Consider the following 25205-nt stretch of genomic DNA (forward strand, 5'->3'; position numbering starts at 1 on the left):
TGCCGGTCGGATGAGCGCCGTAATCCTCCCGGACGGCTTCAGGCCATGTTCCGTGGCTGGCCCGTCGCAGCCAGAACGTAATCCCAGAGCTTTCCGTTGGGGTCGATGCGTTTGCGTTTCGAAACGGCCAGACGGATGGGGACGTGCGTGAACTCCTCATTCCAGAAACCCACCACCATGCCGGTGCGACCGCTCATGGCCGCATGAACGGCGTTGTGGCCGAGCAGCAGGCAAAACACGGAATCCTGAGTGGTTGCCGACTTGCTCCGAATGGTGTAGCTCGGGTCGATGTATTTCAGGTTGAGCTCCATCCCGGCTTTTCCGAAATATTCCTTGATCCTGTCCCGCAAAAAGGTGCCGATGTCCCCGAAGCGAACGTTGCCGGATGCGTCCGTCCCGGAGGTTTCGGCCATGAGTTCCTGGCCGGCCCCCTCCGCCACGACGATGACCGCGTGCCTTCGCTTCAGGATTCTCTCCCGGAGCGTTTCCATGAATCCTTCCAGCGTGAAATGCACTTCGGGGACCAGGCAGAAATTCACTTCGCTCGTGGCCAGGGTGGCATAAGCTGCGATGAAGCCGGATTCCCGTCCCATCAGCTTCACCAGCCCGATTCCGTTTCGAGCCCCGAGTGCCTCCGTGCTCGCCGCATAGATGGACGTCCGGGCTTCCGAAACCGCCGTGGTGAAACCGAATGAGCGGTCCATGTAGGAAATGTCGTTGTCTATGGTCTTGGGGATGCCCACTACCGCGATCTTGAGATTCCTCTTCGCAATTTCCTCGGAGATGGCCAGAGCGCCCTTCAATGTACCGTCTCCCCCGATGGTGAAGAGGATTCCAATGTTCATCCGGTCAAGAGTATCCACCATTTCCAGGACATCCTGGGGACCGCGCGAGGAACCCAGGATCGTCCCGCCCTTCATGTGAATGTCCCGGACCGTCTCCGGTGAAAGCTCGAGCGGACGGTGGCCGTACCGGTAGGTCAGCCCTTCGAACCCGTACGGGAATCCGAAGACCGTCTGCACTCCGTAATGATGGTGCAGGCTGAGGACGATGGATCGGATGACGTCGTTGAGCCCCGGGCAGAGACCTCCACAGGTCACGATGCCGCATTTCAACTTCGAGGGGTCGAAAAATATTTCGCGCCTCGGACCGGCAATTTCAAAGCCGGGAGGTTCCCTGCCCGCGCATTCGCACGCCTTTATTTCCTTCAGGCTGGTGTGGTAAAGCACGTGTTCGTCATCCTCGACGAATTGTATGCTCCCCATGGGAGAAGGAATACGGCATGCGCCGAGTCTTGCCACTTCGAAATTGAGTTCTGCCTCGTTCATGGTTTGTGCTCCGAAGATATTCCTGAAGTCTTTTGGACTGGATCGAAAGCAAGAGGTCCCACAGGACCCAGGCCTTTTTCCCCGGCCTCCGGCGAACTTGCGGCGGGTGTAATAGGTCCTGTATGTCCTATAGGTCCTATTTAAATCCTATAGGACCTATGCTTCTTCCCTGAGCCGGATAATTTCCATTCGGTTGTTCACTTCCGGATGTTTGGAGGACGGTCCTTCAGTCACGACGGTCAAGCTCCCTTCCAGTTCATGGGCATCCAGCCATGCGCGGGTGTATTGTTTCCAGTCGTCGGGGTGGTCGTCCTCCCGGACCGGGCAAACCCCGTACGAGAACTGAAGCCCCCTGCAAGTGGCCTCCTTGGAGCTGACGGCCACAACCCACACCGGAAAACGAAACCGGGCGATGCTTCGCGCCGTGTTCCCGCCATGAGTGGGGACGAAAACGGCGGCCGGAGTGACGCGTTCGAGGGTGGCTTCGACGCTCAGCGCGATGAGCTCGGCGGGAGTCAGCTCGCAATGCCCGCTGACGCTCTTGAGGGTATCCCTCAAAGGCCACGCGGGCAGGAGCGGTTCGATGGAAAAAGCAATCCCGGCAAGCATGGCGACGGCCTCAACGGGGTATTTGCCCATGGCCGATTCCTCGGAAAGCATGACGCAGTCCGTGCCGTCGAGAATGGCATTGGCCACGTCGGTGGCTTCGGCGCGGGTCGGCCTCCGATTGGCGACCATGGACAGCAGCATCTGAGTGGCCGTGATCACCGGTTTGCAGCGCTGATTCGCTTTGTTGGTGAGGCGTTTCTGAACGGCGGCAATCCGTTCGATGGGAATTTCGACGCCCAAATCGCCGCGCGCGACCATGAGCCCATCCGCAACGTCGAGTATCTCATCGATACGATCCAGTGCCCCGGCGCGTTCGATCTTGGCGATGATGAAGGGATTGTAGTCGATTTCGGCGGCCGCTCTTCGGACCGCGCGAAGGTCTTCGGCCGTTTCCACGAAAGACTGGCTCACGGCGTCGAGGCCTTGTTCCGCGGCGAATCTCAGGCAGTTGTGATCGTGAGGTGTAAAGGCGCTGATGCCAAGATCGATGCGGGGCAGATTGAGGCCCTTGCGCGAGCGCAACTCGCCGCCCACCACAACCCGGCACCTTACGTCAAGCCCCTGCACGCGTTCAGCTTCAAGCTCGATCTGGCCGTCGTTGAGAAACAACCGGTCCCCGGGCTTTACCACCTCGGTGAGTGGCGGAAAGCTCACGAAGACTCGCTCGATCCCGCCGACGATCTTTTCCGTCGTCAAAGTGAAGGCGTCGCCGGAATTCAGCTCGATCGGCTCCTGCGCCAATTGCCCGATTCTTATCTTGGGGCCGGGCAGGTCCGCCATGATGGATACCCTGCGTCCCGCCGCACGAGCGGCCTTGCGGATGTTTTCCACAACCCTCGCGTGACCCTCGAAATCCCCGTGGGAGAAATTCAGCCGGGCGATGTTCATCCCCGCCAGGATCATGCGCTGCAAAACATCCGGTGAGTCCGATGCCGGTCCGATGGTGCACACGATTTTTGTCTTGTTGGCCGGAAGCCTCATTCGGTCTTCCTTTCCGTTCAACGAAAAGGCCCCGGCGGGCATGATCCGCCGTCCCAGTCCTCTTCGGCCGCCGTGGAGGGACATCCATCGACGAAACTTCCCGCGTCCGTCCCGGCGAACACGGCGAAGGCCCGCGCGAAAGAGACAGGCCCCGCGTTCATGCGGCATGAAAGCCTTGCCGTCGAAGCCCCTCCCGCAATTCCCAATTGAGCATACGATGTCACAGGATTCAAGGCAAAGAAGAAATCATTACGCACGCGAGATGACGGCCCGAAAAAGCGCCACCGGGCGCCGGGCGGGAAGCGGCTCCGCGTTCGATCGGGTCGCCATGGGTCCGTGATCGAATAGCGGGACCCCGTCGCACGGGCGACTCGGCACACACAAGGGTTTCTTTCCCGATGACCCTCGCCATTGCGCGATAAAGGCCCCGAATTCGGAGCGAGGCCCTTCCGCGCCCCGTCCGAGCACTCTCAGGACGCCCCGGCGATCTTCCCGGCGATTCTCAGCACTTCTTTCATGATCCGAGACTCGTCCAGGGTCAGGATTGTCCCGTTCGAGACCACCAGGCGGCCGTCGACCCAAACATGGCGGACGTCCCCCGCGCCGGCCGCATAGACCAGGTGGGAGATGGGGTCATAGAGAGGCGTAAGGTGGGGTTGATCGAGGTCGATGACGATCAGGTCCGCTTTCCAGCCCTCCTCGATACCGCCGGTCATCCCCTGGTGCGACAGAACGGCGCTGCCCCCTCGGGTGGCCATTCGGAGAACGGCCGCGGCCGAACAGGCCATCGGGTCCTTTCGAAACGCCTTGTGGCTCTTTGCAACCATGTCCATTTCGGAAAAGAGATCCAGGTCATTGTTGCTGGCACAGCCATCGGTGCCCAGGCCGATTCGGACGCCCGCGCCGATCAGCTCCGGAACCGGAGCGATTCCCGAAGCGAGCTTCATGTTGCTTTCCTCGTTGTGGGAGAGGCCCGCGCCCCGCGCAGCCAGGATATCGATTTCCTCCCGGTCGAGCCAGACGGCATGGGCGCAAAGGGTTCGGTCATCCAGGATGCCGAGGCGGTCCAGGTGATGGACGGGCCTGGTTCCGTACCTGCCGATCACCTGCTCCACCTCCGATGCCGTTTCGGAGAGGTGAATCTGGAACAGGATGCCGCTTTCCCGGCAGATGGATTTGACCCGCCGCAGGGTTTCCGGCCCGCAGGCGGATATCGAATGGCAGAACAATGACGGTTGCAGGCGGCTCTCCCCCGGGGGGAAGGAGCGCAGAAAAGCTTCGGCGCGTTCCGCGAACCGCGACGGATCGGGCTGGTCGGGAGTGGGAAAGTCCAGTATGCCCTGGCCGAGAACGGCGCGGATACCCGATTCCTGTGCCGCCCGCGCGGCTTCTTCCTCGAAGAAATACCCGTCGCAAAATGTCGTTGTTCCGCCTTTGAGCATCTCGATGCACGACAGCAGCGTCCCGTAATGGACAAATTCCGGCGTCACATGAGAAGCCTCCGCCGGGAAAATGACCTCGGTGAGCCAGCGTTCCAGGGGAAGATCGCTGCCGAGCCCCCGGAAGCAGCTCATGGCCGCGTGCCCGTGGGTGTTGATGAGACCGGGGGCGACGAGGCAGCCCTTGAGACACATTTCGTTGCGGCCTCTGAACCGTGACCGGATGTCCCGCGATGACCCGACCCCGACAAGGGTGTCGCCCTCGATGGCGACCGCGCCCGAAGGGATCGCGCTCATGGCTGCATCGCAGGTCAGAACCCAGTCCGCATCCGCAAGCAGCCAATCGACCTCGCGAGGTGGGGTCCCGCCGGGTTCAGGGTTTGATCGTGCGGGCGATATATCGGACACGTTCCATGACCTCGTCGACGTTCATGGTGAGCAGCCTGCGGTCCTCCATCACCAGGCGGCCGTGAATGACGGCGTGCCGCACGTCGGAGGAGCGGGCGGCGTACACGAGATGGCTGATCGGGTTGTAGACCGGGACCAGGTGAGGTTTTCGAAAATCCACCACGATCAGGTCGGCGAGCCGTCCGACCGAGAGTTCCCCGATCCGCCCTCCCATTCCCAGTGCCCTGGCCCCGCCGGCGGTGGCCATGCGGAGCACCGTTTCCGCCGGCATCGCGGTGGGATCCAGGGTGGCTGCCTTGTGCAGCTTGGCGCAGGTGTCCATCTCCCCGAAGAGATCGAGGTTGTTGTTGCTGGCGCAGCCGTCGGTCCCCAAAGCCACGTTCACTCCCCGCTCGAGCAGCTTCGGGACGGGGGCGATGCCCGAGGCCAGTTTCATGTTGCTCTCCGGATTGTGGACTACGTGGACCCCGCGTTCGCCGAGCAATTCCAAGTCGCGTTCGTCGAGGGCCACGCAGTGATCGGCCACGAGGTGCGGTCCGAGAAGCCCGATCTCCTCAAGGTGAGCAACGGGACGACGGCCGTACCGGCTGAGGACCTGCTCCACTTCCGCCTCATTCTCGGACAGGTGAATAATGAGCGGAACGCGATGCCGGAGTGCGATGTCGTTGCAGCGGGTAAGAAGCGACGGCGAACAGGTATAGGGCGCATGAGGCTCTACGGCAATGCGGATGAGCGGGTCCTCTTTCCATCGCTCGATGAGCGATTCGGTGAAGCGGAGCCCGTTCTCGATCGGTCCGTAGTGCGGAGAGGGAAAATCGTAGAGAACTTCTCCTACCACGGCGCGCATGCCGGCGGCCCGGGCTGCTTCAGCCACCTTGTGTTCGAACAGATACATGTCGCAAAACGTTGTGGTCCCGGAGCGGATCATTTCGGCGCAGGCGAGCATGGTCCCCCAGTAGACCCAGTCTTCGGTGAGCTTGGCTTCGGCGGGGAATATATGCTGCTGGAGCCATTCCATCAGGGGGAGATCGTCCGCCAGTCCTCGAAAGAGAGTCATTGCCGCGTGTGTGTGTGCGTTGATCAGTCCGGGCAACACCACGCAGCCTCCGACGTCCAGGGTCCGCGTCGCCCGGAAGTCGGCCGCGAGCCGCTCCGCCGGGCCGACGGCGGCGATTTCCCCATTCAGGATTGCGACCGCGCCGGGATCGAAACGGCGTCCGTCCGGGTCGAGGGTGAGCACCATGCCGTTGACGAGCAGGAGGTCGGCTCGCGAGGATCCCATGTCGACGAGTGCTTCGGATGAATTCATGATGCGTCCGGATTGTCTGGGTGAATGTCCGTTGCGCGGGAGGAACGCGGGGTTTTCATCCCGAAAGCCTCACGCTACAGTCTCCCGATGGTTCCTGCCAGCAAACGGGTCAGCGCGGGACCCGCCTTCCGGGCAGTGGCGATGATCTCTTCCAGAATCGCCGGTTGGTAATGATCGGGGAGGTTCACATTGGTGATCACGGCGATGCCCAGGGTTTCAAGCCCGGCGTGGACCGCCGTGATGACTTCCATGACCATGGACATTCCCACCGCATCGGCGCCCGCCGCCTTCAGGAGCCGCGTTTCCGCGGCGGTTTCCAGGCTCGGTCCGAGCACGCCGACGTATACTCCACGCCGCACCGGGATCTTTTCCTCGACGGCGGTATCCAGGGCCAATGCCTGGAGTCTCCTGCCGTAGGGTTCGGTCATGTCTGGAAACCGCGGACCCCATTCGTCCGCGTTGGGACCGATCAACGGGTTGTGACCCGTGAGGTTGATGTGGTCGGAAACGACCATAAGGTCGCCCGGATCGAAGAGGGGATTGAGTCCGCCGGCGGCGCTGCAGACGACGAGAATCTCAGCCCCGAGTGCTTTCATCACGCGGATGGGGAAGGCTATCTGCCGCGGCGAATACCCTTCATAAAGGTGGAACCGTCCCTGCATGACCAATACGGGCTGTCCCATCCATCGTCCGCACACGAGGCGTCCCTCGTGCCCGGTGACGGTGCTGACCGGGTAGTGCGGTATTTCATGATAGGAGATCGTCCCGGCCGATTCGATGCATTCCGCGGCTCCACCCAGGCCGGTGCCGAGAACCATGCCGATCCGCGGCGTCAAATCGATGTGAGACCGGATGTACGCCGCCGCCTCGTCGACGTTTCTGCGATACCCTTCCATGTTCTCCCCCGTGGTCGCGGCCCATCCGACGGAACCGCCACTTTCGCCGGGGCCGCGACGCGATCCATGTCCATTCCCGGGAACGCACAATCCCCCCGGCCTTCAAATATTCCGAGACAATTGACACAAGCACCGCGATTTGTAAAGATCACTCGTCATGGTAGAGTTCGCGTTTTGTGTGTATTTCTCTTTTCTTTCACTCTCAAGGCGGTGCCGGGAGCAATCGAAGCCCGAAACATTCTATGAATTCGTCCTGTCGCACGAAAAAGCCCGTTCGAGAATTGCATTCCGGCCGTGATGAGCCCTTTTCTCCGATCCGGTATCCCTCCGATCTCCCGATTGTCGAGCACAGGGGGGAGATCCTGGGGGCGATCGCCGAGAACCAGGTAGTGGTCATCACGGGGGAGACCGGGTCGGGCAAGAGCACCCAGATACCGAAGATGTGCCTGGAAGCGGGACGCGGCGCTCGGGGCATGATCGGCTGCACGCAGCCGCGCCGCATTGCGGCCGTTACGCTTGCGGACAGGGTATCCGAAGAGCTGGCGGAAACGGGACCCCGGCGGGTGGGGTACAAGATCCGTTTTCACGACCGAACAACGCGCTCCACGCGGATAAAGTTCATGACGGACGGAATTCTCCTGGCGGAAGCCCAGTCCGACCGTCATTTTCGCGCCTACGACACACTCGTCATCGATGAGGCCCACGAACGAACGCTCAACATCGATTTTCTCCTCGGACTCATCAAAAGAATCCTGCCCCGGAGACCGGAGCTCAAGGTCATCATCACTTCAGCCACCATCGATCCGGGGAAATTCTCGAAGGCTTTCCAGGATGCTCCGATCATCGAGGTTTCGGGCCGCACCTATCCCGTCGATGTCCGGTACCGGCCTCCTGCGAACGGAGAGGGCCCGGAAGCGGACGCCGAGGACATCACCCATATCGACCAGGCCGTCGCCGCAACCGATGAGTTGAAAGGCAGCGGGCAGGAAGGGCGTCGGGGGGACATTCTCGTGTTCATGCCGACCGAGAGCGACATTCGGGAAACCGTCCAGCGCCTCGATGAAAAACGCTATTTCAACACGGTGGTGATACCGCTTTTCGGGCGCATGGCCGCCGCGGATCAGAAGAGAGTCTTTCTGCCGACGACCGAAGACAAGATCATCGTGGCGACGAACGTGGCGGAGACCTCCATCACAATCCCCCGGATCAAATACGTGATCGACACCGGGCTGGCCCGCGTCTCCCAGTACAACACCCGATCCCGGACGCAGAGCCTTCCGGTGGCTCGGGTATCCCGCGCGAGCGCGGACCAGCGCAAAGGGCGTTGCGGTCGTGTGGAGGCGGGGATATGCATCCGTCTCTACTCCGTTGAGGATTATCTTGCCCGGCCTCTCTACACGGCGCCGGAAATCCTGAGGTCGAACCTGGCCGAGGTCATCCTGAGGATGCTGTTTCTGCGGCTGGGCAGCATCCAGGAGTTTCCTTTCCTCGATCCGCCTTCACCGTCCGCCGTCAAGGACGGATTCGCCGTGCTCAGGGAATTGGGGGCGGTGGATGAGCACCGCAGGTTGACGGCCATGGGAAGAGTCATGGCACGCCTGCCCCTGGACCCGAGACTTTCCCGGATGCTGCTTCAGGCCCGTGAGGAAGGGGCGGTGACGGAACTGACCATCCTCGCGGCGGCACTGAGTGTCCAGGACCCGCGGGAAAGGCCCCTGGACAAGGAAACCCAGGCGGACCAGGCGCACGCCGTCTTCCGGGATACACGGTCCGATTTCGTGACGTTGCTCAAGATATGGGAAAAATGCTGGCCGAGGTGTGAAGCCGCGATCGCATCGTCCGAAGCCCGGCCGCAGGACCCTGATCGGGGCGCCGCCGCGAACGGTCCCACCCGGCATGATGTCGCCCTGGGCACCCGCGGGGAGAATCGGCTCGTCCGATATGCATCCCGCAGCCAGAGCCAATTGCGTAAGTTCTGTCGGGAACATTTTCTCTCGTATCGAAGAATGCGGGAATGGCGCGATGTGTGGGAGGAAATCCGGGAAATCCTCGAAGAAATGGGCGGTTTTCCGGAGAATTCCGATCCCGCCGGCTACGAAGCCATTCACCGATCCGTGGTGAGCGGGTACCTGAGCCACATCGCCATGCGCAAGGAAAAGAATATCTACACCGGAACAAAGAATCGCCAGGTGATGCTCTTTCCCGGCTCGGGTCTTTTCAATCGCGGGGGCGCCTGGGTGACGGCGGCGGAAGTGGTACAGACCACGAGACTCTTTGCGCGCATGGCGGCCAATGTCGATCCGGAGTGGCTCGAACGGCTGGGCGGGCACCTGTGCCGCTCCACCGTATTCGAGCCCCACTGGGAGAGGAAGCGCGGCCAGGTGACGGCCTTCGAGCGCGTGACGCTGTACGGCCTGCCCGTGGTGGACCGGCGGAAGGTGAACTTCGGCGCGGTCCGACCCGCGGAAGCCCGGGATATTTTCATTCGTAGCGCTCTGATCGAGTACGACGTGCCGAAACCCTACGGTTTTCTCGATCACAACCGGGACCTGGTCCGGCAGATCGAGGAGATCGAGAGCAAGACCCGCAGGCGGGACCTGCTGGTGGACGAAGAAACCGTTTTCCGCTTCTATGACCGGCGATTGCCGGCAATATGCGAGCTGCGCTCACTGGACAAGTGGATCAAGGATCACGGCGGGGACCATTTTCTGCGCATGACCGAATCGGACATCCTTCGGACCGAGCCGGATTTCGGAGAACTGGAATTGTTCCCGGACCGGTTGAAACTCGAGGACGTCGAGCTTCCTCTTCGCTACGCGTTTCGACCCGGAGAGGAAGACGACGGCATAACGGCGACCGTTCCGGTTCACGTGCTCCCGCGGCTGGCCCCGCAGTCGTTCGAGTGGCTCGTCCCGGGGATGCTCGCGGAGAAGCTGGCGATTCTGCTCAAGGGGCTTCCCAAGAGTCAGCGCAGGCAACTCGTTCCGGTTGGCGAGACGGCGGCCAGGCTGATCGAAATGCTGCGCCGGCGGAGCGGCGATTTCCACGAGCAGTTGAGTCTGTGCGTGCGCGAGTTGGCGGGAGTCTCGGTGCCCGTCGACCAGTGGCGACGCATCGACCTGCCCCCGCATCTGCGGATGCGCCTGGAAATCACGGGCCCGGAAGGGAATCTGCTGGGAGTCGGACGCGACTTGCTCGAGCTGAAGAGCCTGGCGGTGGAGAAGCACGAAGACCGGCTCTGGGAACAGGCACGGGCCGCATGGGAACGGGAAGGGCTGACCTCCTGGAGCTTCGGCGAATTGCCGGAGCGGGTCCCAATCGGCAAGGATGCTCTCGGCCTGACGCGGTACGCATACCCGGGGCTTGTCGCCGAAGGGCAAACGGCAGCCGTTCGGCTGTACGCCGAACCGGAAGAAGCCACCCGGGCGAGCGCCGGGGGCCTTCGCCTCCTGTTTGAGCTGACCTTCGGAGATGAATTGAAGTATTTCAGGCGAGACTGGACGTTTTCGAAGAAGACGGCCTCGATGCTTTTCTTCATGGGCGGTCGGGAGGAAGCGGTTCGATGCCTTCATGACTATATTTTGAGGGAACTCTTCGAGCTCGATGCACCCGGGCTTCCAAGCTACGGACGATTCTACGACGTCGTTCGACGTTTGACGGGCAGGCTCGGGGCCGCCGCCAGGGCCCTGCTCGACGAGGTGGAGGCGGTGATCGGCGAAAGGGAGTCGACCCGCTCCGAGATCGAGCGTTACAAACGCATGGCCGAAGCGAACCCGGCAGCCGTGCGGTGCCTCCTCGGACTGAGCCGCGAGCTGGTGACCCTGGTGCCGGGGAATTTCCTGGTTCAATCCGGGAGCGACCGCATGCGGGAATTGCCCCGTTATTTGAAGGCCTTGAGGTTGAGAGCCGAGCGGGCTTACGCCGCTCCCGAAAAAGACCGCCTGAAAGCGGGGCAGATTGCCCCGTACGAAAAGCATCTCGAGGAAATGCGGACCCGGATTTCAGAGCATTCCGAAGAATCGCCGCGGAGGCTGTACGAAGAATACCGGACGATGCTCGAGGAGTTCAAGATCAGCCTGTTTGCGCCCGAAATCAAGACCCGATTTCGGATATCCGCCAAGCGCCTCGATGAGAAACTGGAGGAATGGAAGCCGTGGAAGGCCGTGGATTGAACAACCTGTTGCCCGCGGACGGCTCCGATGCCCTGCAGTCCCGGATCGTCGAACACCTGTACTGCCGGTGCGGCTGTGAATCGCTGTTCGACGAGGAATCCTGCGGCAGCAAGGTGCGCACGTCCACCGTGATGCTTCTGCTGGGCCTCCAGGTCGTGGAAAAAGGTCGTCCCGCGGAAGTCTGCGTCATACTCAACAAACGGTCTCAGCAGGTGCGCCAACCCGGAGACCTCTGCTGCCCCGGAGGCACGATCGAGCGCAAACTGGATCCCTATATCGCCAGGTTATTGGAATTGCCCTTTTCGCCGCTGTCGAGGTGGCCGTACTGGTCCGACTTCCATCGCAGGCAGCCTCTGGAAGCCCGCCTTCTGTCCGTGCTCCTCGCCACCGGCCTGCGTGAAGGCTGGGAGGAGATGCGGCTGAATCCTCTCGCTCTCAAGTTCCTGGGGCCTTTGCCGTCGCAATGCCTGCTCCTGTTCCGCCGCGTCATCCATCCCATGGTCGCCTGGGTTTCCTGGCAGAGAAGATTTGCACCGAGTTGGGAGGTGGAACGCGTGGTCTCGATTCCCCTGCGAAACCTCCTCAATCCTTCCTTCTACGGGTGCTACCGCCTCCACGTGCCTCCCCGGCTCGAATGGAGGTTCAACGGACCGAGGCACGACTTTCCCTGCTTTCTCTATGCTTCGGAACACGGTACGGAGATGCTCTGGGGGGTGACCTACCGGATCGTCACGCTTCTCATGGAGATCGTCTTCGGATTCCAGCCACCGGAGTTGAGCGCGCTGCCCGTCATTCCCGGGCATCTCACCGACGCTTACGTGACCGGCAAGTCGGGCAAGGCCGCGGGGCGCTGACGGACTGGCGCGATCCTGCGCAGCCTGAAGCTTCAAACGGACGCGGTCGATTTGCATCCGGGCGAAGGCGAATGTGAGCGGAGCATTGAACGGTCTGATGCGAACAAAAAAAGTTAGCCAAAATCAAAACTTGCATTATATTATCTTTAGGATACCTCTGATCTCAATCAGCACGCTGAATTTCGGTTTTCCCGCGAATATTCTGAAAGAAGTGATATCGCGTCTTCCAAAGGTTTTCCATATCCCGTCGTCAAGTCGGTTCTTTGAAATTTTGTTGTCGCAGCACAGTGCGTTCCCGCCGCCGTGCTCGTTTACGCCGAGCGCTGGTGCGGGAGCGTTTTCCCCCTGTTTGCGTCCGTCTTTTCTCTTGCGCCGGCAAACGGATCTTTGTCAGGTGCCCTGAAGTCCATCCAGCTACCCTTGCCCCCTATCCGACCATATTGCGCCGGGATGCTACCGAAAGCCACGCGTCCCCGCCGTTCTACAGCCGCCGGTTCGTAGTGAACCGCAAAAATATGCCGCTTTGGACACTCAACTTGGGATCGACCGGTTACGTTTCCTTCGACATGTCTTCCCGGCTTCGAGTGTTGTTCCACCGGCACTCGAGGCGCAATCGCCGAAAACCCACACCCGCTTTTCGCCAGCCGGATTCGCCGGATTCACATTCGTGGTGAAACGACCGTCCCGCCTCCCCTGGATTGCATAGAGCGGAACATGCCGTTGTTTCCGATTTTTCGTCGGCCTCGTTCTTTATCGAGATGCTCAAGCCGCGCTTTTTCTTCCGCCGTTTGAGACGCATCCTATCTTCAGTCATGAAATCCAACGTGGGGAGCACATGCTCGTGTCCCAGTTCCAGGGACGGACGAACCGGGGATGAGACCTCCTGCACTCCGCTCCATGCAGGATCGACGGTCCAGTGCGGGCCGCCGGCACATGAGCCCGTTGCGATCATGCCGGGATTGCGGGGCAAATTCTTCAAAGGTTCTCACGTATTTTCCGGAGCGGGCTCGGTGCTGCAGGGACCGAGAGAAGGACAGCACACCAGGAATGCAAAGGCATGACAGAAAGGAGGGATAACCATGAGAGACCTGAAGGCAGGAACCGTTATGGTAAAACCCGTTGTCAGTGCCAGGGAAGACACCCTGGCCCGGGATGTCGCTCTGCAGCTTCTCAGCGGGCACTACACCGGAATGCCGGTGACGGATGCTGAGGGCAAGGTCGTCGGGGTCGTGAGCGAGTTCGACCTGTTGGAGGCGGTCTTTGCGGACAGGAATCTGGCCCAGACCAAGATTGGGCATTTGATGAGCAAGAATGCGATCACTGCTGACGTCAACACGCCGATCAGCGCGATTCTCACCATCATGAAGGAGCAGAACATCATCCGGCTCCCCATCACGGAAGGAGGAAAACTGGTGGGGATAGTCGCCAGGCACGACATCCTGAGGAGTCAGATCGATCCCGCGCTTTTTGTGCTGTGAGCAGGCCGGCGCGGCTTTGGGGAGAGAATGTGGAGGCCGGAGACTCATCCCGCATTCCCGGGACAGGGGGCATGATGAGGGGATTTCGGGAAGCCGCCCTTTCGCTCATGCCGGCGCCTCGCCGATGGGACATTGTGGGGGAGGCGACGGTGGGGCATGTCCGTCAACAATCCTGGCCGGGTTACCGGGGAGCGAGGAACTCCCGGGAGTGGTTTCGGCCAGGATTTTCGACCCGGCAAGGGAATGAATCTCCGGCGGAAGAGAAAAGCGACGTGCCGCGAGGAGTTCTGCTTTTGCGGAATCCGGCTATCAGGTACCGCAACCAAATGAATTTGGAGGTGGCATATGGCAGCGAGTGCAGGACCAACTGCGGTTGAAAGAAAAAAGTTGAAGGCGGTCAAGATTGACAGACCGAGACTGCCCAGTCAGATCCCCGTGGAAGAATTGCCGTACTATGCTACGGCGTCGCAATCCGCTGTTCCGAAGGCGAAAAAAGTAGTTGAAACAAAGGGGGTAAAGCCGATCACATACAAGTGGGACGCCCTCACGGAAGAGCAGCGAAAGGCGGTCGAGAAGGTTTGGAAACTGGAAGAGCTTACCCCCGAAGAAGAGAAGATGCTCCCGTACGAGGAGTGGGCCCGTTACATCTTTGATCCCAGGCGGAGGTTCAGAAAGCCTGAAGCACTGGACGGAGTGAGAGTGCTGGAGCTCTGCCGGCCGGACTGGTGGTCACTGGCCCTTCAGGTCGGAGTATCCTTTCTGGCGGAGCACGGCGCAGAGGTGATCAAGGTTGAGGACCCCAAGAAGGGTGATCCTCTTCGCTGGGTCGGCCCCTCGGAGGAGGAGGGGGGTGCCGTAAAGGCGGAGGGCGAGAATTACCCTCCCCACGGGTCGGCTCTGTTCGCCCTGGTTGAGACCCGCAACCGCTACTGCGTCAGTGTGGATATCACCACGGCCAAAGGCCGGGAAATCGTCAAGATGCTCGCCGGGCGGGCGGATGTCGTGCTGGAGAATTATGATCCCGGCTATCTTGATTCCCTCGGCATTGGCTACCGACAGCTCAGGAAGATCAACCCCCGCCTGATTTATGCCGCGGTGACCGGCTTCGGCTCCTTTGGAGCCGACTCCTGGCGAAAGCCCTTTGAATCGGGCATCCAGGTGATGACCACGGTCCCTTCCTTTGCCGGTCCCTTCGACATGTCCAAGCCCACCCTGGAGGAGGCGCAAGAGGCCGGGTACCTGCCTTCCCGGGCCGGGTGGCCGCTGGGCTTCTACACCGGCGGTATCAGCACCGCCGTGGGTGTCGCCGCCGCCCTCTACTATCGTGAGAAGACCGGAAAGGGACAGATGGTCGATGTGGCAAGCTATGCTCACTGTCTGCGTTGGTGTGACTGCAGTTTCCCCTGGTACTCCATGACGGGGAATATCAGGCGGCAATTCGGCAACTGTGATTTTGAAATCAACCCTTACGGTCTCCACCGCGCCAAACCTGATGAATTTGGAGACAGGTTCAGCATCGTGGCCGCAATCGGTCCCGTCTGGCCGCGACTGTGTGAATGCATGGGAACGGAGAACATGAAGAAATGGGAGACGGAACTCCCCATGAATTCGGATCGCATCACGTGGAAGGCGCAGGTTGAGATCAACGGGGAAATCGACAAGTGGACCGCGGAGCATACCCTTGCCGAGATTGATCAGATGGCCATGAAGTATGGATTTGCCGGCGCCGGTTGCAGGAATATCAAGGAGATTGCCAACGATCCCCACTTCCTGGACAGGGCTTCGGTGGAAGAAATCGATGACCCGCTCTACGGGAGAATACTGGTTCAGGGCTGCCGTCCCAACTTCCACTTCACTCAGGCCAGGATCAAATGGCTCAATAAGCCCATGGGGTGGGACAACGAGGAAATCCTGCGGAAGTATTGCGGCCTGTATAAATCGGACCTGGAGCAACTGACGGCCGAAGGGGTGATTGGCAGGAAGGGAGGAGGGTATTGACATGGGACTGTCACCACAATCGAAGTTCAAGAAGGACGTGCCTCCCGAGCAGATGGAGGCGGTACACTATGATTTCGATCAGCTCAGCCCCGCTCAGAAAGCCCTCGTGATGAAGGCCAGGAGAGGCGAAGACTTGACTGAAGAGGAAGAGGACGACCTTCCCTACGAGGAGTTCTGCCGGTACACGTTCCATCGCAAGCGGGTGTACAAGAAGGACAAAATCCTCGACGGCATCCGCGTGGTTGACTTCACGACCCTCATCCTTGGTCCTTCTCACTGTGCCATGCTGGCCGAAATGGGAGCGGAAGTCATCAAACTGGAACTCCCCGGCCGAGGCGACACCATGCGCGCCCTCGCTCCTCCCAAAGATATGGGCGGTTTCCCCATGTGGTCCGAAGAAAAGACCGGCACCAAGGCGACCGGAGTGCTGGGCAAGGGAGTCGTCGCGGAAACGGACGTTGCCATGGCGGGGGGGCTTGGCTGGACGGACTGTGCGAAAAACAAGCTGCATACCTGTATGGATATCCATCCGGGAGAAGGCGGAACCATCTTCAAAGAGCTGTGCAAGAGAGCGGATATCTTCGTGGAGAATGTCCGAGGCGGCACGCTGGACCGCTGGGACGAAGGCTACAAGCAGCTCAAGGAGATCAATCCGAAGCTCATCTACCTCACCTCCAACGGGCCGGGGCAGTGGGGCCGCGAGGATTTGGTGCGCGCGTCCTACGATATTCTTGCCCAATCCATGGGGGGGAGCGTCTTCATCAGCGGCCATGACCCCGGAGATCAAATGAAGATTCCCATCTGGGTAGCCGACTATATGGGCGGCACTTTCGGGCTTTTTGCCACCTTGCTGGCACTTTTCGCCCGCGAGAAATACGGTGTGGGACAAATGATCGAGAACTCCCAGGTGGAGAATATCACCCGCGCCCTCGGCCCGGGTGTGGTCTGGTACAGTCTGACCGGCCACGTCCAGACCCGCTGGGGGAACCGCTTCCGCTGGATCTGCCCGGATTGCATTGTGAAGGCGAAGGACGGGTTCATCGCCATCGGCGCCGATGATGAGGCTTTCAAGACGCTGTGCAACACCATTGGCGGCAACGCCATGGCACTTCCCGGGAAGTACCCCACCAACATGGAACGGGTGAAGCTGGAGGCCCAGGAAGAAATCTATGAGGCGATTGAAACTTGGGCGGAGCAACACACGGTCGATGAGATTGACAGCCTCGGCAGACAGCACGGCTTTGGTGTCTGTCCCGTGATGAACGCCAAGGATGCCTGCGAGAGGCCCCACTATCGCGAAAGGGGAGAGATCGAATACGTCGAAGATCCCTGGTACGGCCCCATGGATATTCAGGGCTGCTTCCCTCTGTTCTCTGAGGCTCCGAGCTACACCGAGTTTGCAGGCAAGCCGATTGGATGGGATACGGAGTACGTTCTGCGCCGGTTCATGGGTTATGACACGGAAAAGATTCTGGAACTCGAGAGGCAGCACGAGATCGGCAAAGTAGCGGGTGCCGAAGGTCGGCGCACCGCCTGGCCGAAAAAGACGGAATAGAAGACGGGGAGGACTGTCCGGGTCACGGAGGCAGTCCGCTCCGATCGAGGCGTTTGAACGTCGAAATGGAGCCCGGTCGCCGGCCGTGCCGACCGAGCTTCAAAGCAATGGAAACGGATCGAACACAGCCCGCGGGAAACGGCCTTTCCTCACGGGCCGGATAAAGCGGGGGAGCGAAGCGTGCCCTGCCCCCCCGCCCACGGAAGCACCGCGTATGGAAAAGCTGGTCAACACATGGGGCGTATGCGAATTCGCCGAGATGAGTCACGACCCGTGGAGAAGATGGGACGCGAGCTGCAAGGCCTATCGTCCCGGCGAGGTCCGAAGAGTGGGGACCATCGGGCAGTGCTGCGCCAATTGCGTCTATTGGCTGGCTCCGGATGAGACCCCCGAGCCCGAGGACCGGTAGCGGATGCGGCGAACAGCGGGGAGTCCGCATGATCCGGGAACAGGGACATTCCGCATACGGTTCGCTTCGGCCGGACCGGCAGTTCCGTGCGCTCAGTCACGCAAAAGGGCGATGATCGTCGGTCCCCAACCGCACGCATCGGTCTTCGATCTCTTCTCTCTTCTTATGAAGCTCTATACACTCTCGATCATGGCAAAAATCTGGGCGTCATCGAAGCCCTTCAGGCGGATGGCACCGGAGCGGCAGGAAGCGGCGCATAGCCCACAGCCCTTGCACAGAGCAGGATTGATCTCCGCCTTGCCGGCGTCTCTTCCCGATTCCATGAAGCGCGGCGCGGAAAAAGGACAAATGTTCACACAGACTCCGCAACCGCTGCAGACGTTCGGATTGCTCGAAGCCACGGTGCCGCTCAGCGCGAGACTGTCGCGGGCCAGGAGAATGGCCGCGCGGGCGGCGGCCGCCTGAGCTTGGGCAATGCTCTCATCAATGGATTTGGGATAATGCGCGAGGCCGCAAACGTAGACCCCGTCAGTGGCAAAATCCACCGGCCGCAGCTTGGCGTGGGCTTCGAGGAAGAAGTTTTCGGCCGTCACGGGAATCTTGAAGAACTGGGAGAGCTGGCGGGCTTCATTGGGAATGACGGCGCTCGCCAACACCATGAGATCCGCCGACAAGACCACCTGCCGCTGGAGAATCGGGTCGAAGACCGTCACGCGCAGCCTTTCCTCACGCTCTTCCACCAACGGCTTGTTTTCGAGAGTATACCGGACAAAGAGCACCCCCGCCCGGCGCGCCTCCTGGTAGAGCAATTCCCGCTCGCCGTAGGTACGCAGGTCCCGGTAGAGTACGAAGACATCCATGGCTGGATTGAGACGCTTGAGCTCGAGCGCGCTTTCCACCGTGTGGGTGCAACAAACCCGGCTGCAATACGGCCGTTCCGGCTCGCGCGAGCCCACGCACTGAATGAAAACGGCGGATTCCACGGAGCTCAAAAAGGGATCCCGAGCGGCGAAACGTTCGTCCAGTTCCTGATGGGTGAGCACTCTTGGGTCCTGCCCGTAGAGGTAACCTTCAGGCCGATGCTCCTTTCCCCCCGTGGCGATGATCGCCACCCCGTGTTCCACCGTAACCGGATCGGTGCCGTTTCCGAGAGTCGACCGGAAATTTCCCACAAAGCCTTCCACCTGGGTGACGGTACTGGCGAGGTGGACAGTGACGCGGGGATGATGCAGGACGGTTTGCGCGAGATCGTCTACGAAACGCCGGATGTCCTCGCCGCGCCAGGTTTTGAACAGGCTGCGTGCCTGACCGCCAAGCTGGGCGCCACGTTCGGCCAGGTGCACGGGATATCCGAGATCGGCAAGAGCGCGGGCGGCTACCATGCCTGCCACTCCCCCCCCAATGACCAGAGCGCCCCGGGTAATGCTGAGACGAGGTTCCTCGAGCGGTTCCAGAAGGGCGGCTTTGGCAACCGCCATGCGTACGAGGTCCTTGGCCTTTTGCGTGGCCCGGACGGGATCGCCCTGGTGGACCCACGAGTCGTGGTTGCGGATGTTGGCCATCTCGAACAGGTATTTGTTCCGCCCGGCGCTCACCAGGGTTTCGCGGAACAGCGGTTCGTGGGTACTGGGCGTGCAGGCCGCAACGATGACGCGGTTGATGCCTTGTTCCTTGATGACCTGGCACATCTTGACCTGGGTATCCTGGGAACAGGTATAAAGGTTGTCTTCCACGTAGACGACGTGTGGAAGACCTTTCGCGTATTCCCGGACGGCCGGGACATCCACCACGCCCCCGATATTGATGCCGCACTGGCAGACAAAGACGCCGATGCGCGGAGGCTCCCCTCTGACGTCCACTTCGACGGGCTTTTCCGGAACCGCGGCCTGAGTCCATCGGGCTTCGCTCAGAAGGGTACTCGAAGCCGCCACGGCGGCGGAGGCCTCCATAACCGATTGCGGGATGTCCTTGGGCCCCTGAAAGGTGCCGCAAACATAAATGCCCTCGCGCGAGGTCTCCACCGGGGCAAAGCTGGTGGTGCGCGCAAAGCGGTTTTCATTGATCTCGATTCCCAGGCGTTGCGACAGAGCGATGGTTTCGCGTCCCACTTCGAAACCGACCGAGAGGACCACCATGTTGAAGATTTCTTCCTCGATGCTTCCGGACTCGGTGCCGTAAGCAATGCTGAGGTCTCCATCGCCAACCGGTGTTACCGAATGGACCCGCGAGCGAATGAAGCGTACCCCGTGCTCGTCCCGGGCGCGGTTGTAGAAATGCTCGAAATCCTTTCCGTAGGTTCGCATGTCCATGAAGAAGATGGCCGTGTCCAACTTCCCCTGTGCATGCTCCATGGCGATAACCGCTTCTTTGATCGCATACATGCAGCACACGCCGGAACAATAAGCGTTGTCGCAATGCTGCAGATCGCGTGATCCCACGCACTGGAGCCAGGCGATCCTGGTTGGTTCTTCACGGTCGTAAGGACGCATGAGATGGCCGCGGTAAGGTCCCGAAGCACTGAGGATCCGTTCGAATTCGAGGCTGGTGACCACGTTGGGGTGGTCGCGGTAGGGATAAGTATCCATGTTGGAAGGGTCGAAGACTTCATTGCCGGGAGCCAGGATCACCGCTCCTACTTCGAGCGCGGTACGACGGGGCTGGTCGTCGTAGCGAACGGCTTGCGCCAGACAGACCTTTTCGCACAGACCGCAGCCGAGACAGCTTGCCCGGTCAATGCCGTACCCCCGGGGAATGGCCTGGGGATAGCGCATGAAGGTGGCTTCCCGGCGATCGATCCCCTGGTTGAATTCATTGATGGCGCTGGCGGGGCATACCTGGCGGCACTGCCCGCAGGCCGTGCACCGTTCGAGATCGATGAACCGTGGCTGAGTGGCGAGGGTCGGTTTGAAGCAGCCGGCTTTGCCTTCAAGTGCCTCCACCTCCGAACCGGGATAAATGCGGATGTTGGGATGACGCCCGACCTCAACCAGTTTCGGGGAGATGATGCACATGGCACAGTCGTTGGTGGGGAAGGTCTTGTCCAGTTGAGACATGATCCCGCCGATGGCCGGGGAGCGATCCGCCAGATGGACCAGATACCCCGAATCCGCCAGGTCCAACGAGGCCTGCATCCCCGCCACTCCTGCTCCCACTACCAGTACCGCACCAATGGCCCCTGTTTTTACATCACTCATGGCAATCACGACTCCTTGACCTCCGGGTTCTCCGCCGCAGGCCCCACAACAGCATTGTCCCGCGACAATGCCGGGTTAACGAATCTCAAGACCGGATCGGTTTGGAACGCAATACCGCAACGCCCGCCTCGCGCGTGTCTTCAAGGTGAAAGCGCCTCCATGCACCGCAAGAACCGGAAGCCCGGATGGGTTCCAAGGCTCGGGGTTGGGAACCGGCTCGGCTGATTCCTGTCGCCGCGTTCCCCATCCGTTTACAAACCAAGGCGCACAAATTGGGGGGTTGTCCCCTCGTAATGATGCAGGTCCACCAACCCCGCCCGCTCCACCTCGCTCAGGAGCAAGGATATTTCGTAGACTCCCAGCCCGCTCCTGGCGGCGATCTGGCGAACGGAAAGCGGACCCTCGCGGAGGCATTCCAGGATGAGAGCTTTCCGATATTCCTCGCGGACCGCCGTTGCCTTCACCTGTCGGTATTCTCCCAAGTCGAGAGCTTCGCCGTAAACATTCTTCCCTTCGGTGAGCGGCCGCTCCATACCGAGGAGCCACCTCAAGCGGGGAGCCGCGAGGGCACCTTCCAGGGCTGAGAGGACCAGCGCCTGCCGTTTGGCGTCGAAGGGGCCGAGCGTCCGCGTCAGATCGCTCAACTCCTTCACAAACTGAGCGAACTGCTGGCCTTCAGCGGCGCTCACCCACCTCAACTGGGCCCGCTCAGCACCGATCCCGGAGAGCTCAAACAACTCCCGAATCATTGCCATGCGCTGTTCCGTGAAAAGGTTCCCGTCGAGATAATGGCAGTCCCCGATGTGGCACCCGAACACGGCCACAGCGTCAAATCCGCTCCGGAGACCCTCCACGATGAAAACGGGATCCACCCGGCCCGAACACATGGTGCGCACCACGCGAATGGTCGGTGGATACTGAAAACGGGAAACGCCTGCCAGGTCCGCTCCGGCGTAAGAACACCAGTTGCATAGAAAAGCCAGGATCTTGGGTTCGAAAGAATCGGTCATGGTTCATTTCCTTTAAGTCAAAGCTGAGCCTCTCACATCATTTCTCTTCTTCCACTATCGACGCCCAACCCCTCCCACCGGGCTTGCGCTGCTTCCACCACCCCGGGAGACCTCCTCGGGGCCAAGCGCCGATCGCCGGGCTCTCCCGCACCGGCTGCCGTCGCCGGCACCCCGGCAGCCCCAGTGAGGACAAAAGCAAATGACGGGTTCATTAAGTCCTCCCGTGGCAATCTTCTTGGACGGGTCGATATTGCAGCATAAACGACCTCGAACCCCCGGCGCGGACACCTCGGCCGTTCGCTCCATGGGGCGCCGGCACGCATTACGAACTCGGCGATGCGGATATTCATTGCCGCAAGCCTTTATCATGCATGAGAGGGAACTCACGCCAACGGTCGTGCCTCGGCTGCCGACCCCACACCCGGGCAGCCGCCGCGCATCAGGCAGAGGCCGTCAGGACCGGTTCTCGTTCCTTCCCGTACCAGGACAACTGGAGAGCACGGCTGATGAGTTGACCGCAAAGATTGGAACCGAGGAAAGGCGAGGGATCTTTCAGCCTTGCTCTGAACCTGCCGACCCCGGCAGGAACATCAAGCCACTTCACCCAAAGCCGAAAGACAATTGCATGGAAAAGCTCCCAACCAGGACAATCCCCGCGACTCCAACAGAGGCTCGGGAGCGGCGGGAAGCAGTAGAATGCTCCGCTTGAGACGATCCGTCATAATCCGCAAAAAGCTTACAAGACCTTGGCTTCTTTGTACAATCAATAATATCGATGGATTTTCCGGCTTTTCATAGGAAGAAGACCCGGAAAATCCGTAATATGAAGAATAATGCAGTGGTTTTTTCATGTCTTTTCGTGAGGAAAACAGAGTCGGGACGGGGTAGAGGTGTTTTTGAACGAACCATGCCGCATGGGACCGCCGCGGATGGCCCCGGTCTTTTGGTGCAGCAGGTTCTCCAATGCTTTCCCGGAGGAACGCTAGCTCAGGAAACTCAAAAGCCTCCGGTTGAAATGAGCGGCGCCTTCAATGTTGGACAGATGCAAAGCGCCGGGGATGACGAACAGCTCCGATCCCTCAATCTGCCGTTGAATGGTTTCGGCCGCGCTCACCGGCGTGCCTTCGTCTTTTTCCCCCACCATGATCAAGGTGGGCACCTTCACCCTGGACAATTCTCCCGACAGATCGAACCGGCTGATGGCCCGGCAGCACCCCGTGTAACCGGCAACCGGCGTGCGAACGATCATGTTCCGGATGCGCTCGGTCGCTTGCGGCTGATCCCGGCGGAAGGCCTCGCTGAACCAGCGTTCGAGGGTTTCCCGGGCGAGAGCGGTCATGCCTTGCGTTTCCGCCGTTCGGATGCGCTCCTCCCAGACGGGAGCCGTCTCGGAAGGCATGCGATTGCTGGTGTCGCAGAGAACGAGCCTGTCGAGCCGTTCAGGGTAACCGACGGCAAGGACCTGGCCGATCATGCCGCCCAGTGAAAGGCCCACGAAATGGGTACGCGCGATGTCCAGGTGGTCGAGAAGACCGATCACGTCCGAGCTCAGCATCTCCATCGTGTAAGGGCCGGGCGGCGCCGAAGAACCCCCGTGTCCGCGCGTGTCCATGCGCAAGACCCGGTACGCGTCGCGCAGCGGCGGCAGCTGCAAATCCCACGATTCGAGAGCTGCGGCCAGGGAATGGCTGAAAGTCACCACCGGCGCCCCCGGAGGCCCCTGCATTTCGTAGCGGATCAGGACGTCGTTGACTCGAACCCGCATCGGTCTTTCCTCCTTCATCCGTTCTTCAGCGACGCGCGCGCGCCGCGGCTACCCTCGCAGGACGGCCACGGCCGTATCGTAGACGTCGTCGGGGTCGAGGGGCTTCGTCATCGACCGGTCGGCGCCCGCTTCTTCCAGGCGCCGGTTTTCGTATTCCTGCCCTTCCGTGGTGAGCATCACGATGTGAACATCCTTCAGCCCGTACTGATTCCTCACGGCGTTGCAGACTTCGAGACCGTTCATCTTGGGCATCAGGACGTCGAGGAAAACCAGTTCGGGCCGGTGCTGCCGAATCGCCTCGAGGGCTTCCATGCCGTTGCCGGCCAGGATCAGTTCCACGCCCTCGTCGGCAAGCTCCTGGAGCGTCTCTTCGAGCATCTCTCGTACCCGGGCGTCGTCATCTGCGATCAGGATCTTTGCCATTCCTTCATCCTCCTTCTTTCCGGACACCCTCGAAAGCCCTACCGGACCGTGGGGCTGCGGGGGAATGCCCGGCGGATTCCTTCGCTCCCGAGTCGACGGGGCCGCTCTCGATCGGTGGAGCCGCCACGCCCCTTGAATACCGGGTTGAGGGGCAACGTGCGGCGAGAGGCGATCGAAGGTGGAGGGGGCTCCCTGTCGGCACGGGGAAAGAGCTTGCGCCAATGTGCGGCCTCACTTGAGAAACCGGCCGTCATATCAATACAAACATTACCACAGGATCGGATCGAGTTGGAGGCAAACTTCCGGTTTCGGCGGGGGTGAGCGTTGAACACGGCCGGGAAAAGAGCAAGAGCCCGGCGAAGGGGGCCTATGCGTTCCAGAGGGGTTCCCGGCCTACTCGCCCCGCTTTGGGGGCGGCCACCACGTATGTGCCCAGCATCATGTCGTGGAGGGACTGCCCCATGGGCCCACCGAAAAGAAAGAGATAGACGTCGAAAAGACAGATTCCCAGGAAAGCGGCCGTCAAGGTGGCGTCGATCGTCGAGGCGCCCGTTTTGGGAGGGAGCGCCAGGACGGCCAGGCACGCAGGCAGGGCCGTGAACATGAACCTGACGACGGAGCGAAAGAAGGAAAGCGGAAGGCCCTCTTCGTCGAGCACCTGGATCCCGGTGATGTATTTTCCGAAGGTCTGTCCCTTTCCCGGAGAGCTCTGAAGGATGCCGAAATACAGCATTGCAAGCGCTCCAAAGAGCCCGAGCGCCGGCAGTCCGGGGATTTGAAACGATGCGGGCAGCACGATGGTCATCGCGAAGGTGGCGCCTGCGACCAGGCCCATATCCAGTGCAAAGGCGACGATGCGCCTCCACGCGGAACCGGCTTTCCCCAGGTCGCTCCGGATGGGCCTTTTCGGCGCGGGAACACGCCTTTTCGCGCGTTGAGGGGGAATCGGCCTGTCCCTGCCGCCTGCGCGAAACGGTTTGTTCATGTTGCCTGCCGGAGCCGGTTTGTCCCCGCCATGCGCGGAAAGATGCTTATCTCGGACAGGCGCCGGGAGGGGCCTGTCCGCGTCGGGCGCAGCCGTCATTTTGGGGTTGCCGGGCACATGGGACTTTTCAACTGGAACGTTTCGGCTTGCGGCGTACGGCAAGGCCGCTTCCACACCGGGCGCCGGTTGTCCGGGATCGATGATGAGACGTGCGCCGCATTGCGTGCACTTGCCGGTAGCCTTCTTGCGGGGAACTCGGCCGTCTTTGATGTGGTGAACGGTCTCACACGTCGGGCATACAATTCGCATACGATCCTCCGGGCGTCCGGGTTTGAATTGGGGGGAACGCAATCCGCTGCAATTGATCAACAGGGTTTGCGTCCTCCCGATGG

General features: G+C 60.8%; 15 protein-coding genes and 1 pseudogene. 6 read left to right on the forward strand and 10 right to left on the reverse strand.

Going from position 1 to position 25205, the window contains the following annotated elements:
- Positions 1–38: 38 nt before the first annotated feature.
- The 5 genes from SFUM_RS15340 to SFUM_RS15360 form a co-directional block, all read right to left on the reverse strand.
- Positions 39–1328, reverse strand: a complete 1290-nt coding sequence (locus tag SFUM_RS15340) for an ATP-dependent 6-phosphofructokinase (RefSeq protein WP_011699796.1) — start codon at positions 1326–1328, stop codon at positions 39–41.
- Positions 1329–1484: 156 nt separating this feature from the next.
- The gene (pyk, locus tag SFUM_RS15345; protein WP_011699797.1) at positions 1485–2918 is read right to left on the reverse strand and encodes a pyruvate kinase; all 1434 of its coding nucleotides are present in this window, start codon (positions 2916–2918) and stop codon (positions 1485–1487) included.
- A gap of 470 nt (positions 2919–3388) precedes the next feature.
- Positions 3389–4765, reverse strand: a complete 1377-nt coding sequence (locus tag SFUM_RS15350; RefSeq protein ID WP_011699798.1) for an amidohydrolase family protein — start codon at positions 4763–4765, stop codon at positions 3389–3391.
- Positions 4731–6074, reverse strand: a complete 1344-nt coding sequence (locus SFUM_RS15355; protein WP_011699799.1) for an amidohydrolase — start codon at positions 6072–6074, stop codon at positions 4731–4733. The genes SFUM_RS15350 and SFUM_RS15355 overlap by 35 nt, the downstream gene beginning before the upstream one ends.
- 74 nt (positions 6075–6148) lie before the next feature.
- Complete coding sequence (locus SFUM_RS15360; protein WP_011699800.1) at positions 6149–6970, reverse strand: purine-nucleoside phosphorylase; 822 nt, start codon at positions 6968–6970, stop codon at positions 6149–6151.
- A gap of 242 nt (positions 6971–7212) precedes the next feature.
- On the opposite strand from SFUM_RS15360, the gene hrpA reads away from it, so the two are divergent.
- The 6 genes from hrpA to SFUM_RS23825 all read left to right on the forward strand — a co-directional run bounded on the left by hrpA (position 7213) and on the right by SFUM_RS23825 (position 17436).
- Complete coding sequence (gene hrpA / locus SFUM_RS15365; RefSeq protein ID WP_011699801.1) at positions 7213–11142, forward strand: ATP-dependent RNA helicase HrpA; 3930 nt, start codon at positions 7213–7215, stop codon at positions 11140–11142.
- Positions 11115–11996, forward strand: coding sequence for an NUDIX hydrolase (locus tag SFUM_RS15370; protein ID WP_041440702.1), 882 nt, complete (start codon positions 11115–11117; stop codon positions 11994–11996). Before hrpA ends, SFUM_RS15370 begins: the two co-directional genes overlap by 28 nt.
- A gap of 1079 nt (positions 11997–13075) precedes the next feature.
- Positions 13076–13474 carry a CBS domain-containing protein gene (locus SFUM_RS15380; RefSeq protein WP_011699804.1) on the forward strand — a complete coding sequence of 133 codons (399 nt, stop codon included), beginning with the start codon at positions 13076–13078 and terminating at the stop codon, positions 13472–13474.
- Positions 13475–13861: 387 nt separating this feature from the next.
- Positions 13862–15472, forward strand: a complete 1611-nt coding sequence (locus tag SFUM_RS15390; protein WP_041440706.1) for a CoA transferase — start codon at positions 13862–13864, stop codon at positions 15470–15472.
- Between the two features lies 1 nt (position 15473).
- Positions 15474–17027: a CaiB/BaiF CoA transferase family protein gene (locus SFUM_RS15395; protein WP_011699807.1), complete on the forward strand. Its 1554-nt coding sequence runs from the start codon at positions 15474–15476 to the stop codon at positions 17025–17027.
- Between the two features lie 214 nt (positions 17028–17241).
- A complete protein-coding gene (locus tag SFUM_RS23825) occupies positions 17242–17436 on the forward strand; it encodes a hypothetical protein (protein ID WP_041440708.1) in 195 nt (64 codons plus the stop codon).
- A 173-nt stretch (positions 17437–17609) separates the two neighbouring features.
- On the opposite strand, the gene SFUM_RS15405 is transcribed toward SFUM_RS23825, so the two are convergent.
- The 5 genes and pseudogenes from SFUM_RS15405 to SFUM_RS15430 all read right to left on the reverse strand — a co-directional run bounded on the left by SFUM_RS15405 (position 17610) and on the right by SFUM_RS15430 (position 24813).
- Positions 17610–20630 carry an FAD-dependent oxidoreductase gene (locus SFUM_RS15405; RefSeq protein WP_011699809.1) on the reverse strand — a complete coding sequence of 1007 codons (3021 nt, stop codon included), beginning with the start codon at positions 20628–20630 and terminating at the stop codon, positions 17610–17612.
- 614 nt (positions 20631–21244) lie between these two features.
- Positions 21245–21640 (reverse strand): annotated as a pseudogene (locus SFUM_RS23985) (hydrogenase iron-sulfur subunit); the annotation flags it as partial.
- A 982-nt stretch (positions 21641–22622) separates the two neighbouring features.
- Positions 22623–23405, reverse strand: coding sequence for a 3-oxoadipate enol-lactonase (pcaD, locus tag SFUM_RS15420; protein ID WP_011699812.1), 783 nt, complete (start codon positions 23403–23405; stop codon positions 22623–22625).
- A gap of 48 nt (positions 23406–23453) precedes the next feature.
- The gene (locus tag SFUM_RS15425) at positions 23454–23828 is read right to left on the reverse strand and encodes a response regulator (RefSeq protein WP_011699813.1); all 375 of its coding nucleotides are present in this window, start codon (positions 23826–23828) and stop codon (positions 23454–23456) included.
- Positions 23829–24195: 367 nt separating this feature from the next.
- Complete coding sequence (locus SFUM_RS15430) at positions 24196–24813, reverse strand: RDD family protein (protein WP_167321362.1); 618 nt, start codon at positions 24811–24813, stop codon at positions 24196–24198.
- Positions 24814–25205 lie beyond the last annotated feature (392 nt).

The organism is Syntrophobacter fumaroxidans MPOB (assembly GCF_000014965.1).
Lineage (GTDB): Bacteria > Desulfobacterota > Syntrophobacteria > Syntrophobacterales > Syntrophobacteraceae > Syntrophobacter > Syntrophobacter fumaroxidans.

Bases quoted from the DNA above. Each gene is read 5' to 3' on its own strand.
- SFUM_RS15340 (WP_011699796.1), bottom strand. From the start codon at position 1,328: ATGAACGAGGCAGAACTCAATTTCGAAGTGGCAAGACTCGGCGCATGC.
- pyk (WP_011699797.1), bottom strand. From the start codon at position 2,918: ATGAGGCTTCCGGCCAACAAGACAAAAATCGTGTGCACCATCGGACCG.
- SFUM_RS15355 (WP_011699799.1), bottom strand. From the start codon at position 6,074: ATGAATTCATCCGAAGCACTCGTCGACATGGGATCCTCGCGAGCCGAC.
- SFUM_RS15360 (WP_011699800.1), bottom strand. From the start codon at position 6,970: ATGGAAGGGTATCGCAGAAACGTCGACGAGGCGGCGGCGTACATCCGG.
- hrpA (WP_011699801.1), top strand. From the start codon at position 7,213: ATGAATTCGTCCTGTCGCACGAAAAAGCCCGTTCGAGAATTGCATTCC.
- SFUM_RS15370 (WP_041440702.1), top strand. From the start codon at position 11,115: ATGGAAGCCGTGGAAGGCCGTGGATTGAACAACCTGTTGCCCGCGGAC.
- SFUM_RS15380 (WP_011699804.1), top strand. From the start codon at position 13,076: ATGAGAGACCTGAAGGCAGGAACCGTTATGGTAAAACCCGTTGTCAGT.
- SFUM_RS15395 (WP_011699807.1), top strand. From the start codon at position 15,474: ATGGGACTGTCACCACAATCGAAGTTCAAGAAGGACGTGCCTCCCGAG.
- SFUM_RS23825 (WP_041440708.1), top strand. From the start codon at position 17,242: ATGGAAAAGCTGGTCAACACATGGGGCGTATGCGAATTCGCCGAGATG.
- SFUM_RS15405 (WP_011699809.1), bottom strand. From the start codon at position 20,630: ATGAGTGATGTAAAAACAGGGGCCATTGGTGCGGTACTGGTAGTGGGA.
- pcaD (WP_011699812.1), bottom strand. From the start codon at position 23,405: ATGCGGGTTCGAGTCAACGACGTCCTGATCCGCTACGAAATGCAGGGG.
- SFUM_RS15425 (WP_011699813.1), bottom strand. From the start codon at position 23,828: ATGGCAAAGATCCTGATCGCAGATGACGACGCCCGGGTACGAGAGATG.
- SFUM_RS15430 (WP_167321362.1), bottom strand. From the start codon at position 24,813: ATGAACAAACCGTTTCGCGCAGGCGGCAGGGACAGGCCGATTCCCCCT.